The organism is Paenibacillus methanolicus, assembly GCF_008124765.1.
In the GTDB taxonomy this organism is placed as follows: domain Bacteria; phylum Bacillota; class Bacilli; order Paenibacillales; family Paenibacillaceae; genus Paenibacillus_Z; species Paenibacillus_Z methanolicus.
The window spans coordinates 283481-296616 of record NZ_VNHS01000010.1; the positions used below are offsets into that span (position 1 = coordinate 283481).

Consider the following 13136-nt stretch of genomic DNA (forward strand, 5'->3'; position numbering starts at 1 on the left):
ATTGTTGGGTATACTAGGGAAAGCAATCTTTGCGCGAGGAGGAAGTTAGCAATGGAGAACGTAAGAGATCCGCGCGAGCACTACAATGAAGAACCGCGCAACGACCTGTTCGACCTCATGTTCGGATTCGGCGGCTTCTTGGGTTTCATGACGCTCGTCTTTGCGGTCATGGTCATCATCAAGTTTGTCATCTCCTAATCGCCCGATTAGGACAAGGCTCCCGGCGCTTGCGCGCTCGGCGGGCCTTTTTTAATGCGGCTTCGAGCGCGCCGATGACGTTTGGTCTTTCCAGACGTTGACAAACCGCCCGAAGCTGGCATACAATGCAACTATTAAACGAAGGAGGCTGATGTCATATGAGAAAACCATCGATTGCCATGTTTCTGTCGGTTGGACGCTCCGGGCAGCAGTCTCTACGGAACAACTCGATTGGCTAACGTTTATTTGTCATGCCTACATTCATTGGCGGCATGACGGCTTAACGCGCGTCAGTCCATGAAGCCGCAGGAGACCGCCGACCCGGTATCTTGCGGCTTTTTTGTTGTTGTTCCGGGCATCTGCCGGGCGTACGGCCATCCCATGGTCCGATCACGCGCCCTGCCAAGTGGCGAGCAGAAGCGTTACCGCAGCATCAGCAGACGGCGTACCCTAGCATGGTGCGCCTACAAGCCGCAGGAGATTTTTCCTGCGGCTTTTTGTCTTTTTCCAAACCCAAACCACCCAATTAAAGGAGCCATCCACGTGAACCCTAATACGAATCAACCGAACGATCCAACGAATGCGCGGCAGACGCTGAAAACCTATGGCTGGAGCGCTCACTGGCAGCATCAAATCGAGTCGTTCCCGCGCGAAGCCGGGCTCGTCCCCGCTCGCGTCATCGCCCAATATTCGCACCAATACCGGATCATCGCCGAAGACGGCGAACGCTCGGCCGAGGTCAGCGGCAAGTTCCAGTACGACGCCGCTTCGCGCGGAGACTTCCCGGCCGTCGGCGACTGGGTGCTCGTTCAGCCACTTGCGGGCGAGGCGCGCGCGATCATTCATGCCGTCCTGCCTAGACGCTCCGCGATGATGCGCAAAGCGGCGGGTCCCAGCGTGCACGAGCAGATCATTGGCGCCAACATCGACACGCTGTTCGTCGTCTGCGCGCTCAACGACGACTTCAACCTCCGCAAGATCGAACGCTATCTGATCGCGGCCTGGGACAGCGGCGCATCGCCCGTCGTGCTGCTGACCAAAGCGGACCTGTGCGACGAGGTCGAAGCGCGGATCGCCGCCGTCGAAGCCTCCGCGCCCGGCGTACCCGTCCATGCCGTCAGCGCCCTGCAAGGGCAAGGCATCGAACAACTGGTCGGCTATTTGACGCCGGGCGGCACCATTGCCGTCACGGGATCTTCCGGCGTCGGCAAATCGACGCTGCTGAACAGCTTGGCCGGCGGCGATCGGATGCGCGTGCAGGGCATTCGCGAGAGCGACGCCCGAGGACGTCATACGACGACCCATCGCGAGCTGTTCCCGATCCCGGGCGGCGCCGTCATGATGGATACGCCGGGCATGCGCGAGCTGGCGCTGTGGGAAGCCGAGGACGGGCTGCAGGAGGCCTTCGCCGACATCGAGGCGCTCGCGGCGGATTGCCGGTTCCGCGATTGCCGGCACGAAGGCGAATCCGGATGCGCCGTCCGCCAAGCCGCGGACGAAGGCGCGCTAGACGCCAAGCGGCTGGCTAGCTACCGCAAGACGAGCCGGGAGCTGGCGCATCTGGCCCGCAAAGAGAACAGCGCGAGCAAGCGCCAGCAGAAGACCGCGTCCAAGCGCGCAGCCGCGCCGAGATCGCGAGGACCGGTTGCATGGGAGGAATGATCCTCTACGCCCATAAGGAGCATGGCCGGATACGCTGGCCGTGCTCTCGCGGGCCGTTTTGGCGAAGGAACGAGGCGTCTGTTTGCGGTTTGCAGCCGCCCTTCGGTCCAGATGTCGCCCTGGCCGCGGGAGAACTTTCGAACGCACGCCAAAAAACGCCCGGCTATCGTCTCCATCAAGGTGAAACGACTAGCGCCGTCTATCGCGGCGATGTGCGTTTCATTCCGGAGAAATACAAGGTGATTATAAGCACGAAACTTATAAATTCTTGTATTTGGACGAAGCTCGGGCGCTAGGCAAGCAAAACGCAGGGACAATCGCTAGCCATTGACGGCCTTCAGCTTCTCGGCTTGCGATTGCGGCTGCTGGCGGCTACTGGCGGCATCGAAGCGTTTGCGCTCCGTGCGGTCGATCTGCACGACGCGGCCATCATGCACCGTAATGAGAACCGAACCGTACTCCAGGCCGTTTACTTGCGACGAAATACGCTCCAACCACTCTTGATCGAGTACCAAAGGCTTTGCCATTGTATATCCCTCCAATTTGTAATTTACGGTCAAATGTGCACCGGCAGCGGATCGACTTTAAGCGGATTCTCCACCATGACCGCGTTATGATCGGTAACCACGTAGATGCGATGTATAAGGACGGACACTTCTTCGCCCGGCTGGATCGGCTCCTGGTCAAGCGAGCGATGGGCGGCGAGTCGGTTGCCCCCGAGGTCGATCTCCAGCTCCAGATGAGCGCCGCGGAAGAAGACGCGACGTACGGTCCCTTTCGCCGAAGCGGACGGCGTCGTCATTTCGTGCGGCCTTCCCGCCTCGACGAACTCCGGCCGGATAATCGCCCTCCCTGTCTCGGGAAGGGCAATGTCGCCGAAGCCGACGAGTTCCCTGGGCTGCGCGATGATCTGGGACTGCCCGATGAACCCGGCGACGAACGCGGTCTTCGGCGCCGTATAGACGTCGACCGGCGTACCCTGCTGCTCGAGCCGTCCCTGCTGTACGATGAGCATTTCGTCCGCGACTTCGACCGCTTCGTCTTGGTCGTGGGTGACGAAGATGGACGTGATGCCGATCGTCTCGATCAGCTGCTTCAACCAAGTCCGGAGCTCCTTGCGCACCTTGGCGTCGATGGCCGCGAACGGCTCGTCGAGCAGCAGCAGCTCGGGTCTTGGCGCCAGCGCCCTGGCGAAGGCGACGCGCTGCCGCTGTCCGCCGGAGAGCTGATGCGGGTAGCGTTTCTCGAAGCCGCGCAGCCCGGTTAGATCGAGCAGCTCGTTCACCCGCTCCGCGATTTCGGCTTTCTTCGCCTTCCGAATCGTCAGGCCGAACGCGATGTTGTCGAACACGTTCATATGTTTGAAGAGCGCATAGTTCTGGAAGACGAAGCCGATGCCGCGCTCCTGCGGCGCGACGTCGTTGACGCGTTTGCCGTTAATCAAGATATCGCCGGTATCCGGCGTCTCCAGGCCGGCCAAGATGCGCAGCAGCGTGGATTTTCCGCCGCCGCTCGGACCGAGCAAGCCGATCAGCTTGCCGCGTTCGATCCCGAAGCTGACGTCCGACGCCGCCAAGTGTCCGCCGTATGCTTTGGAGACGTTTCGCAGCTCAAGATGCAGTCCCATTAGCCTCGCCCCCCTTGGCTCTCTGCGCGGATTTCCATTCGACGAAGCTCTTGACGCCGAGCGTGATCAGCGCCAAAAACACGAGCAGCGACGCGACCGCAAACGACGCGGAGAATTGATACTCGTTATACAAAATTTCGACGTGCAGCGGCAGCGTATTCGTCTCGCCCCGGATGTGGCCGGAGACGACCGAGACGGCGCCGAACTCGCCCATAGCCCGGGCGTTGCACAGAATGATGCCGTACAGGAGGCCCCACTTGATGTTCGGCAGCGTGACACGGAAGAAAATTTGCCAGCCCTTCGCGCCGAGACTCGCCGCCGCTTCCTCCTCCTGCACCCCTTGAGCCTGCATGAGCGGAATCAACTCGCGGGCCACGAACGGGAACGTGACGAAGGTGGTTGCCAGCACGATGCCGGGCAGCGCGAACAAGATTTGAATATCATGCGAGTCCAGCCAAGGGCCGAACCAGCCCTGCGCGCCGAACAGCAGCACGAAGATGAGACCCGATATGACCGGCGAAATCGAGAACGGCAGATCGATAAGCGTTATGAGGAAGTTCTTACCTCTGAATCGAAACTTCGTTATTGCCCAAGCGGCCGCGATGCCGAACACCGTATTCAGCGGCACCGAGATCAGCGCGGTTATGAGCGTCAGCTTCAGCGCCGCCACGGCGTCGGGATCGGTAATCGATGCCCAGTACAAGTTCACGCCCTGCTGGAACGCCTCGACGAACACCGCGACGAGCGGCAGCAGTACGACGAATCCGAGGAAGAGCAGCGCGATGCCGGTTAGCAGCCAGCGGACGATCGGCTTCTCCGTGACATGCTTCGGCCGAACGGAGGCGCTATCGGACAAATGAGCGGTTACGGCTCCTGCCATAGACGGTAACCTCCTTAATCGGCGATGGCGCGACGGTTGCTGCGCCACTGCAAGTAGTTAATGAACAAGAGCATCAGGAACGAGGCGAGCAGCATGACGAGGGCGATTGCCGTAGCTCCGCTGTAATCGTACTGCTCCAGCTTGGTCATGATGAGAAGCGGCGTGATCTCCGTCTTCAGCGGCATGTTGCCCGAGATGAAGACGACCGAGCCGTACTCGCCGAGCCCGCGGGCGAACGCCAACGCGAAGCCGGTGAGCAGCGCCGGTACCAGCTCCGGCAGGATGACGCGCCGGAAGGTGCGCCACCGGTAGGCGCCCAGCATGACGGCCGCCTCTTCCGTCTCGCGTTCGAAATCTTGCAGCACCGGCTGAACCGTGCGGACCACGAACGGAAGTCCGATGAAGATGAGCGCGATCGTAATGCCCAGCGGCGTGAACGCGATCTTAATGCCGAGCGGATCCAGCAGCGAGCCGATCCAGCCGTTCGGCGCGTAGATCGCGGTCAGCGCGATGCCCGCCACCGCCGTCGGCAGCGCGAACGGCAGATCGACGAGACTGTCGATCAGCTTCTTGCCGGGGAACCGGTAACGGACGAGCACCCATGCAACCAGCAGACCGAACGCGAGATTGATCAGCGCCGCGAAGAAAGCGGTCAGGAAACTAATCCGATAGGAAGCCAACACGCGCCCGCTCGTCACCGTATTCCAGAACTGCTCCCAGGTGAGGCCCGTCGTCTTGACGACGAGGCCCGCAAGCGGGATCAGCACGAGCACGCACAGATAAAACACCGTAAACCCCATCGACAACCCAAAACCTGGCAGAACGCTGCGAGCTTTGGAACCTTTCATGTGAAGTCAGCCCCCGTTAACCCCGCATTCCTTAAGAACCCGGCGTGTAAATTTGATCGAAAATGCCGCCATCGGCGAAATGCTTCGTCTGCGCTTCTTTCCAACCGCCGAAGTCATTATCGATCGTCAGCAATTCGAGTTCGGGGAACCGATCCTTGTACTGCTCGGCCACGGAAGTCAGCTGCGGACGGTAGTAGTTCTCCGCGATGACCTTCTGCGCTTCTTCGGTATAGAGGAAATCGAGGTAGCCTTCCGCGACTTCGCGCGTACCCTTGTCGTCCACGACCTTGTCGACGACCGCGACGGGCGGCTCCGCCAGAATGCTGATCGACGGATACACGATTTCGAATTTGTCCTTGCCTAGTTCGTTGACGGACAGATACGCTTCATTCTCCCAGGCGAGGAGCACGTCGCCGATGCCGCGCTCGACGAACGTCGTCGTCGATCCGCGCGCCCCGGAATCGAGGACCGGCACATTCTTGAACAGGTCGCCCACGAACGCCTGCGCCTTCTGCTCGTCGCCGCCGCTTTGCTTCAGCGCGTAGCCCCATGCCGCGAGGTAATTCCAGCGCGCGCCGCCGCTCGTCTTCGGATTCGGCGTAATAACCGAGACGTCGTCCTTCACCAGGTCGCCCCAATCCTTGATGCCCTTCGGGTTGCCCTTACGGACGAGGAAGACGATCGTGGACGTATACGGCGAGCTGTTGTTCTCGAACTTCTGCTGCCAATCTTCGTTCACGAGCCCTTTCTCGGCGATGGCGTCGATGTCGTAACCGAGCGCAAGCGTCACCACGTCTGCCTTGATGCCGTCGATGACCGCCCTGCTTTGCTTGCCGGAGCCGCCGTGCGACTGCTTGATCGTCACGTCTTGGTTGTGTTCGGTCTTCCAGTAATCGATGAACAATTTATTGTAAGCGTCATAGAGCTCTCTCGTCGGATCGTAGGAAACGTTCAATAGTTCGACGGCCGGCTTGGGGGCCGATTCGTTGCCCGCGGCTGCGTTCGCCGCATTCCCCGCTGCGTTCGTGCCGCCCGCGTTGTTCGTGCCGTTGTTGCCTCCGCCGCCGCAGCCGGCCAGCGCAAGACCAAATGCCGTGAATACGAGTAGTGAGCGAAACGAGAATTTCTTTGTCATGTTCGACATGTTAAAGCACCCCTCATCGGTTACAGGCAGACGATCAAACGTCGACGCCAGCGGCGTTATCGAATTAATCCTACCTGTTTACTTTGTTATGAGTGCAATATTAGCAGTGGACAAAGTTTCCTGTCAACGATTAATTTCACAATTCTTATCGAATTAATAAGAATTCATTATGCTTTTTCATGCCCTTAGATGAAGGCTTCTTTTGCGATTGCTAGCGTCGAGAACATTGGCGGTCATGCGCATAGCTCATAAGGTACGGCAGCGATCAACGGTATCGAACGATTCCTCGGACGTCATTAATAACGTTAGTCGTACTAACCTAAAATTCATAGTTGACAGCTTGGAATTGTCTGGCTATGATGAATTCCATTGAGCCCACTGGACCGCCAGAGGCCCTGATATCGAACCGATTTCGGAATGTGAATGCCGCGTTTATGCGGTTTATCCATGCTCCGTCGTCCGCTCGATCCGGGGCCTCTTCGTGTTGGTCCAAGCCCAACTATCTATCACTCCGGGGAGAGATGAGAAATGAACAAAAAATGGCTGATCGCGCTCACCATTCTGGTCTTGGCGTTCACGACAAGCTCCGGCGCTTATGCCGCGACGAAGGCGAAGCCGAAGGACGTTACGCTGCTGAACGTGTCGTACGACCCGACGCGCGAGCTGTACGAAAGCTTCAACAAGTCGTTCGCCGACTACTGGAAGAAGAAGACGGGGCAAAAGGTGACGATCAAGCAGTCGCACGGCGGCTCCGGCAAGCAAGCCCGCTCGGTCATCGACGGTCTCGAAGCCGACGTGGTGACGCTCGCGCTCGCCTACGACATCTCGGCCATCGAAGAAGCCGGCCTCATCAACTCGGGCTGGGAGAAGCGCTTCGCCTCCAACAGCTCGCCGTACACGTCGACGATCGTCTTCCTCGTCCGCAAAGGCAATCCGAAGAAGATCAAAGACTGGGGCGACCTGGTGAAGAAAGACGTCTCCGTCATCACGCCGAATCCGAAAACGAGCGGCGGCGCGCGCTGGAATCATCTTGCCGCTTACGGCTACGCCCTGAAGACTTATGGCCACGATGAAAAGAAGGCGGCCGAGTTTCTGAAAAAACTGTATAAGAACGTACCGGTTCTCGACTCCGGCGCGCGCGGTTCCACGACGACGTTCGTCGAGCGCGGCATCGGCGACGTGCTCCTCGCCTGGGAGAACGAAGCGTATCTGGCGCTCAAAGAACACGGCAAAGATTTCGAAATCGTAACGCCATCCTACAGCATTCTGGCCGAACCTCCGGTGGCGGTCGTAAACAAAAACGCGGAGAAACACGGCACGCGCGACGTGGCGAAAGCGTACCTGGACTACCTCTACACCGAAGAAGGCCAGAAAATCGTCGCCGAGAACTTCTACCGTCCGACGAATCCGAAAATCGCCAAGCAATACGCGAAGCAATTCCCTACGCTGACGCTGACCAACATCCGCGCCTTCGGCGGCTGGAACGCGGCGCAGAAGAAGCACTTCGCGGACGGCGGTCTGTTCGATAAAATTTACGAGGGCTAACCGGTTTCGATCATTCCGGAAAAAACGGACTTTCTTGTAAGATAAAAGAACAACCTCCAAACGACGCGGGATGCGTACGTTTGGAGGTTGTTTGATTTGAAATAAGAATTACGCATATTAATGAAGGAATTAATTCGCCGATGCCGCCGATTGCCTATCCGCGGCCGCCGCGTTTGTTATGCCCCGTCACGACGACAGTGTCCACGAACGGGCGGACGCGGTCCATTAGCCGACGTCCCTTGTGCAACTCTTCGCCTTCCTTGTTCGTGAAGCTGAAATGCTGCTCCAGCATATCCATGTCGTAGTTCGACGTGTAGAACGTCGGCTTGCGATTCATCCGGTAATTCAGGATCGCCCCCAGCACGTGATCGCGCACCCAAGGGTTCAAATTCTCCGCGCCCATGTCGTCGAAGACGAGCAGGTCGGTGTCTTTCATCAGATCGACCGTCTCCTTCAGCTTGCCCGGCTCGTGCATGAGCGCCTTCAAATCCTCGACGAAATCCGGCATGTAGACGATCGCGCCCGTATAGCCTTCCTTGGCGAGCTCGTGCAGCATGTAGCACATGAGGAACGTCTTGCCCGTGCCGAACGAACCGCTCAAGAGCAAGCCCTGCTTCTGCAATCCCGATTCCTTGGTCCGCCCGATATATTCCATCACCTGGCCGGCCGCCTCCAACCGTTCGGTGTCGTTGAACAAAATCTCCTCCGCCGAGTAGCCCTGCTCCAATGCGCGTTCGTCGACATAGAAGCTGCGGATGCGGCCGCGAATTTGATTCTCCCGCTGTCTGGCCAACAGCTTCTTGCACGGCACTCTCCGATCGTCGAGCTGCACTTGGCCGGCGATCGTCTCGCAGGAGAGCATCGTGTAATGGCCTTCGAAATCGTTCGGGCAGTTGTCCAGTCCCGGGCAATTCGTGCACGCGCGGTATTCCTTCACATGCTGGTACACGCGGTTCAAATTGAGCCGGATGGTGTCTACGTCCAGTTCGGGGTGCTTGGCGCGCAGCTTCTCGACGAGCGGGTCGGCAAGCAGCTTCTGCAGCATCGAATCGGCTTGCTTCAATGCGTCCCTGCCGCTTGGCATCCGCTTCAGCACGTCGCCGAGCGATTCCATCATCGCCATCGTTGATCCTCCCCTTCCGTCCTAATCTTAAGATGATTGCCCAAAGTGCCGTCTATCGTTACGCCTTGCCGTCCAGCCGCTGCGCGAGCCTGCGCAGCTCCTCCAGCTTTTCCGCCGACACTTGCGGCCCCTTCGGCATCTCCTGCACGATGTCCGGCTTCTTCCGGCCGCCGCGCGCGGCGGCCGCGGGTCCGCGACCTGCGCCGGCAGCACGCTTCGTGGCCGAACCGGCCGCCGGATACCCGCCGCCGGATTGCCGCGACTCGCGCTCCTTCTCGAGACGGGCTTGTTCCCTCACGTAGCGGATCGCCTTCTCATATGAATCGATCCCTTTCATGAGCATATTGGAGGCGACCGCGTCGATATAGGTCTTCGTGACGCGCTGGGCGTCGTTCATGCCTAATACATAATGAATGAGAACGTTAATGACGGAACCGTTCAGCTTATAATTGAGATCGATCACTTCGAACACGCGCACGATCCATTCCGGCACCGTCCCCGGGAAGAAACGGGCGATGAACCGGGTATGCGGCTCATTGCGCATCAGCATATTGTACTGGTGAATGTCGCAGCGGCCCGCGAGCTGCAGCGGCACCTCCATATAGAATTCCTCCAGCACGCCGATTTCCTCGAGCTGGTCGTCCTGCGATTCCATCGCCGGCTCCGCGGCCGCGGCCGTCCGCGCCATAATTCGCTCGCGATCGTCCTGACGCTTGCGCCCTTGCCGGAACGTCAAGTTGGCGCGCAGCTGCAGCTCGTCGTACATCAGCTCGCCGCGGGCGCCGAATATCCCGTCTTCATCAAGCAGCCTGCACAAGTCGACGACGGAGAGACCGTATTTATACGCCACGTAATTAAGCTGCGCCAGCTGTTCTTCGTCGCCGCGCAGACGTTCGACATAGACGCGGTTCGCCGAGTTGCGCGGGAAGCGCGTAATGATCTCGGCGTATTGGATGCCGGCCGACGCCAGCTTCGGCTTCGGCTCGGCCGCGCGCGCAGGCGCAACCTCGGCAAGCGCCTGGTCCAGCTCCGGATCGATGGCCTGCGCGTTCAGCCGGAACAACTCGTAGAACGGCACGGTCAAATTCTCGCGGTGGAGGCCGGCCGCGCCCGCAAGCTCGTCGGACTCCTTCGCATAGAACATCTCGCGAAGCGAGATAACGGCATACTTGCCGACCTTATCCCGCAGCAGCATCGTCAGGTGCGGACTGCCGAAGAATTCGTCCGGCGACAGCGGCGCCGCCAACTCGTATTCGTACACGTAGTCGTCGCTATCCGTTACGCTAAGCCGGGAGGATTGCAGCAGCCCGACCGCCTCTAGGCGCGAGCACTGGTCGGCCAACTCTTGGCGCCCGCGTTCGTTCATGTCCAAGCCGAGTCCGAGGAACAGCTTGCGCTGCGGGTCCAGCGCGGAATACCCGATCCGGTCGTCTGCAAGCTGGTGATACAGCAGTTCGTATAATCCAGCCGCGAATGCGCCTATCATCGGCTGATAGACATGGGCCAGCATCCGACGGTTCAACGCGCTCATGGCAAAATCGCGAAACACGTAGAAACGGTGATGTTCCGTAAATTGATGCAAATTGCGGATTCGCATGTTAATCGATCGACTCCAATCCGCTCGTATTGTTCTCCTATTCTATCACACTTTGCCGAAAGTCGAAAAAAAGAAAATTCCCTCGATTGAGGGAATTTTCCGTGCGCGTTCGCATGCTGTTCGCCACCCTGCGCCGGGAGCCGAAGCAACCGAATAATTTGCATCAAAGTGGGCGATGCACGTTCATAAGCTGATCATAAGCTGATTGGTTTGCGTCCACAATCCAAGGATTGGAATGCAGCATTCAGCGATGGAGAAGGTCAGGGCAAAGGCGCGAGTGGTTCGTTATCGTTTAAAGAGTCGGCCAACTGGCCCCGTCTTGGCCGCCGACGATCCCGTTCGCGGCCAACTCTTCCATCAGCGCGTCCCGCTCCTGCAGCGTATCGGTCAACGAGTCGTCCTCGTGCTTATCCACCCATTGTCGCATGACGAGTCCGACTTGACGCGAAGATTTCATCAGCAGATGCCGGTCCGCGTCCTTCACGCCGTATAGCTCCGCGTGCGGCAGCAGCCTGAACATCGAGTTCGCATAGTGGTGTCCGATTTGATCCTTCGTGCCGTAGAGCAGCAGCATCGGCTGATGAATCGCGTGCAGCTGCCGCTCGAAGTTCGCTTCGAGGCAGACGGACGTATAATCCCGCCACCGCTGCACGTTCGCGCCGTGCGCGTCGTCTAGCATGCCGTCGAAGGCGGTGCGGTTGTCCGCTTCCTGCCAGGCGCTGGCCCAAGCGATCGGACGCTTGGCGCCCAGCCGGCTGGCCAAGAGCGAGGCCCTCAGCTTCCCGCGGCTAATCATGTCGTGATAGGCCGCCGCGCCGGACAGCAGAATCCCCCCGCGGAACCGGGTTGGATACGCCAGCAGCGCCGCGATCGCCGCCATCGCCCCCGGCCCGTAGCCGCACACGTACGCCGACGAGATCTCGCATTGATCGAGCACGCGGCGCATATCTTCGGCCAGCAGCGGCAGCGACAGCTTGGCCGCTCCCGCTTGGCTGCGTCCATGACCGCGAGCGTCCATCGTCAGCACGCGGCGGCGGTCCCACAGCTCGGATTTCACGTACGTAAATAAACGGCTTGTCGTACAAGGCGGGTGGACGCACAATATCGGCACGCCATGCCCTTCGCTTCGGTAATGGATCGATACGTCGCCAACTTGTAAAAAAGGCACTTGCAACACCTCGGATCTTCCTTGCCTCCCGCATCATAGAGCGAGCGCAATGGTTTTCCCTAGTATTGCCGTGCCTGTGCCGCTTTCATAATTAGAACATTTTGTATCCGCCGCGCCGAAGGGCGCGAATCGTGGCTCCGCTTACATATGCGCCGATGCCGGCGCCGATGATCGGCAGAATGTCCACGAAGGTGAACGCCGTGAAGTTGCCCGCGAACGTCCGGCTGTCATCCCAGGTTTGCCATATATAGACCGGGACGAGGATGAGGACGAGCAGATAAATCGGGAACCACGTCGTCTTTAGCAGCATGTTCAGAATAAAGCCGATCCCGAACATCATGACGAAGAAGAGCACGGTCGCGATGATCAGCTGCAAAAAGTTAACATCCGTATTCATATCCGTTATACCCCTTTCACTACAAATTAGTTTAGTAGATGGCCGAATGGAAGTCAATTTGAAGAAGACGGTTGTCACAAGTCCGCCATTTGCTCTAGCCGCCGCCGTTACGATACAATGAAGGCGACAATCAATGGCAACCATTTTGTTGATATAAGGAGCGATTCTTCAATGAGCGAAGCAGCACAAACCCTAGAAGGCTGGTATGCCTTGCACGACTTCCGTTCCATCGATTGGACCGCTTGGAAGCAGGCGGACGAGGGCGTACGCGCCGCGGCGCTGGACGAGCTTCACGCGTTCCTGAAGCAATGGCAGGCGGCCGAGGATGCCAAGACGGGCAGCACGGCTTTCTACGCGATCGTCGGACAGAAGGCGGACTTCGTGCAGATGCATCTGCGCGAGACGCTGGAAGAGCTGAACGAGATCGAGACGGCTTTCAATAAATCGACGTTCGCGCAGTTCACGGTCAAAACGTACTCCTACGTATCGATCGTCGAACTGAGCAATTACATGGCCGCGCCGGGCTCCGACCCGATGCAAAATCCGGAAATCGTCGCGCGTCTGAAGCCGACGCTGCCGAAAGCGGCGCACATCTGCTTCTACCCGATGAACAAGCGTCGCGAAGGCAACGACAACTGGTATATGCTCGGCATGGACGATCGCCGCGGCATGATGCGCAGCCACGGCATGATCGGCCGCCAGTACGCGGGCAAGGTCAAGCAGATCATCACCGGCTCCGTCGGCTTCGACAACTGGGAGTGGGGCGTGACGCTGTTCGCGGAAGACGCGCTTCAATTCAAGAAGCTCGTCTATGAGATGCGCTTTGACGAAGTGAGCGCGCGCTTCGGCGATTTCGGCGACTTCTACGTGGGCAACCTGCTGACGGAAGAGAAGCTGGGTCAGATGCTGGGCGTATAATCGACGTCGAATAGAACACAAAAACGCGT

The 13136-nt window shown here is 58.9% G+C and carries 13 protein-coding genes; 4 read left to right on the forward strand and 9 right to left on the reverse strand.

Annotation, left to right across the window (positions count from 1 at the left end; translation table 11 throughout):
- The first annotated feature begins 51 nt into the window (after positions 1 to 51).
- Together BCM02_RS25500 and rsgA are read left to right on the forward strand one after the other, a co-directional pair.
- Complete coding sequence (locus BCM02_RS25500; protein ID WP_148931950.1) at positions 52 to 198, forward strand: YqzM family protein; 147 nt, start codon at positions 52 to 54, stop codon at positions 196 to 198.
- Positions 199 to 741: 543 nt separating this feature from the next.
- Positions 742 to 1860, forward strand: coding sequence for a ribosome small subunit-dependent GTPase A (gene rsgA, locus BCM02_RS25505; protein ID WP_246183546.1), 1119 nt, complete (start codon positions 742 to 744; stop codon positions 1858 to 1860).
- Between the two features lie 320 nt (positions 1861 to 2180).
- Here rsgA and BCM02_RS25510 read toward each other — a convergent pair whose 3' ends face one another.
- Genes BCM02_RS25510 through BCM02_RS25530 form a run of 5 tightly spaced genes read right to left on the reverse strand, consistent with a single transcriptional unit; the run spans position 2181 to position 6350 of the window.
- Complete coding sequence (locus BCM02_RS25510) at positions 2181 to 2387, reverse strand: YezD family protein (RefSeq protein ID WP_148931952.1); 207 nt, start codon at positions 2385 to 2387, stop codon at positions 2181 to 2183.
- Positions 2388 to 2416: 29 nt separating this feature from the next.
- Positions 2417 to 3481 carry an ABC transporter ATP-binding protein gene (locus tag BCM02_RS25515; RefSeq protein WP_148932072.1) on the reverse strand — a complete coding sequence of 355 codons (1065 nt, stop codon included), beginning with the start codon at positions 3479 to 3481 and terminating at the stop codon, positions 2417 to 2419.
- Positions 3471 to 4367, reverse strand: coding sequence for a sulfate ABC transporter permease subunit CysW (gene cysW / locus BCM02_RS25520; RefSeq protein WP_148931953.1), 897 nt, complete (start codon positions 4365 to 4367; stop codon positions 3471 to 3473). Before cysW ends, BCM02_RS25515 begins: the two co-directional genes overlap by 11 nt.
- Positions 4368 to 4381: 14 nt before the next feature.
- Complete coding sequence (cysT, locus tag BCM02_RS25525) at positions 4382 to 5215, reverse strand: sulfate ABC transporter permease subunit CysT (protein ID WP_148931954.1); 834 nt, start codon at positions 5213 to 5215, stop codon at positions 4382 to 4384.
- 31 nt (positions 5216 to 5246) lie between these two features.
- Complete coding sequence (locus BCM02_RS25530) at positions 5247 to 6350, reverse strand: sulfate ABC transporter substrate-binding protein (protein ID WP_148932073.1); 1104 nt, start codon at positions 6348 to 6350, stop codon at positions 5247 to 5249.
- Positions 6351 to 6887: 537 nt separating this feature from the next.
- On the opposite strand from BCM02_RS25530, the gene BCM02_RS25535 reads away from it, so the two are divergent.
- Positions 6888 to 7904, forward strand: a complete 1017-nt coding sequence (locus BCM02_RS25535) for a sulfate ABC transporter substrate-binding protein (RefSeq protein ID WP_148931955.1) — start codon at positions 6888 to 6890, stop codon at positions 7902 to 7904.
- Between the two features lie 154 nt (positions 7905 to 8058).
- Here the strand turns inward: BCM02_RS25535 and dnaI are convergent, their stop codons facing one another.
- From dnaI to BCM02_RS25555, 4 genes are all read right to left on the reverse strand, one after another.
- On the reverse strand, positions 8059 to 9018 hold the full coding sequence (gene dnaI / locus BCM02_RS25540) for a primosomal protein DnaI (protein WP_148932074.1): 960 nt from the start codon (positions 9016 to 9018) through the stop codon (positions 8059 to 8061).
- A gap of 67 nt (positions 9019 to 9085) precedes the next feature.
- Complete coding sequence (locus BCM02_RS25545; protein WP_148931956.1) at positions 9086 to 10624, reverse strand: DnaD domain protein; 1539 nt, start codon at positions 10622 to 10624, stop codon at positions 9086 to 9088.
- Positions 10625 to 10916: 292 nt separating this feature from the next.
- Positions 10917 to 11792 carry an alpha/beta fold hydrolase gene (locus BCM02_RS25550; protein WP_187434405.1) on the reverse strand — a complete coding sequence of 292 codons (876 nt, stop codon included), beginning with the start codon at positions 11790 to 11792 and terminating at the stop codon, positions 10917 to 10919.
- 91 nt (positions 11793 to 11883) lie between these two features.
- Positions 11884 to 12189: a YuiB family protein gene (locus tag BCM02_RS25555; RefSeq protein WP_148931958.1), complete on the reverse strand. Its 306-nt coding sequence runs from the start codon at positions 12187 to 12189 to the stop codon at positions 11884 to 11886.
- Between the two features lie 171 nt (positions 12190 to 12360).
- Here BCM02_RS25555 and hemQ point away from each other — a divergent pair, with 171 nt between their 5' ends.
- Entirely contained in the window at positions 12361 to 13107 is a 747-nt protein-coding gene (hemQ, locus tag BCM02_RS25560) for a hydrogen peroxide-dependent heme synthase (protein ID WP_148931959.1), read from the forward strand.
- Positions 13108 to 13136 lie beyond the last annotated feature (29 nt).

Coding starts and splice junctions, on each gene's coding strand:
- BCM02_RS25545 (WP_148931956.1), bottom strand. CDS start 10,624: ATGCGAATCCGCAATTTGCATCAATTTACGGAACATCACCGTTTCTAC.
- BCM02_RS25535 (WP_148931955.1), top strand. CDS start 6,888: ATGAACAAAAAATGGCTGATCGCGCTCACCATTCTGGTCTTGGCGTTC.
- BCM02_RS25555 (WP_148931958.1), bottom strand. CDS start 12,189: ATGAATACGGATGTTAACTTTTTGCAGCTGATCATCGCGACCGTGCTC.
- hemQ (WP_148931959.1), top strand. CDS start 12,361: ATGAGCGAAGCAGCACAAACCCTAGAAGGCTGGTATGCCTTGCACGAC.
- BCM02_RS25510 (WP_148931952.1), bottom strand. CDS start 2,387: ATGGCAAAGCCTTTGGTACTCGATCAAGAGTGGTTGGAGCGTATTTCG.
- dnaI (WP_148932074.1), bottom strand. CDS start 9,018: ATGGAATCGCTCGGCGACGTGCTGAAGCGGATGCCAAGCGGCAGGGAC.
- BCM02_RS25530 (WP_148932073.1), bottom strand. CDS start 6,350: ATGACAAAGAAATTCTCGTTTCGCTCACTACTCGTATTCACGGCATTT.
- BCM02_RS25500 (WP_148931950.1), top strand. CDS start 52: ATGGAGAACGTAAGAGATCCGCGCGAGCACTACAATGAAGAACCGCGC.
- cysT (WP_148931954.1), bottom strand. CDS start 5,215: ATGAAAGGTTCCAAAGCTCGCAGCGTTCTGCCAGGTTTTGGGTTGTCG.
- cysW (WP_148931953.1), bottom strand. CDS start 4,367: ATGGCAGGAGCCGTAACCGCTCATTTGTCCGATAGCGCCTCCGTTCGG.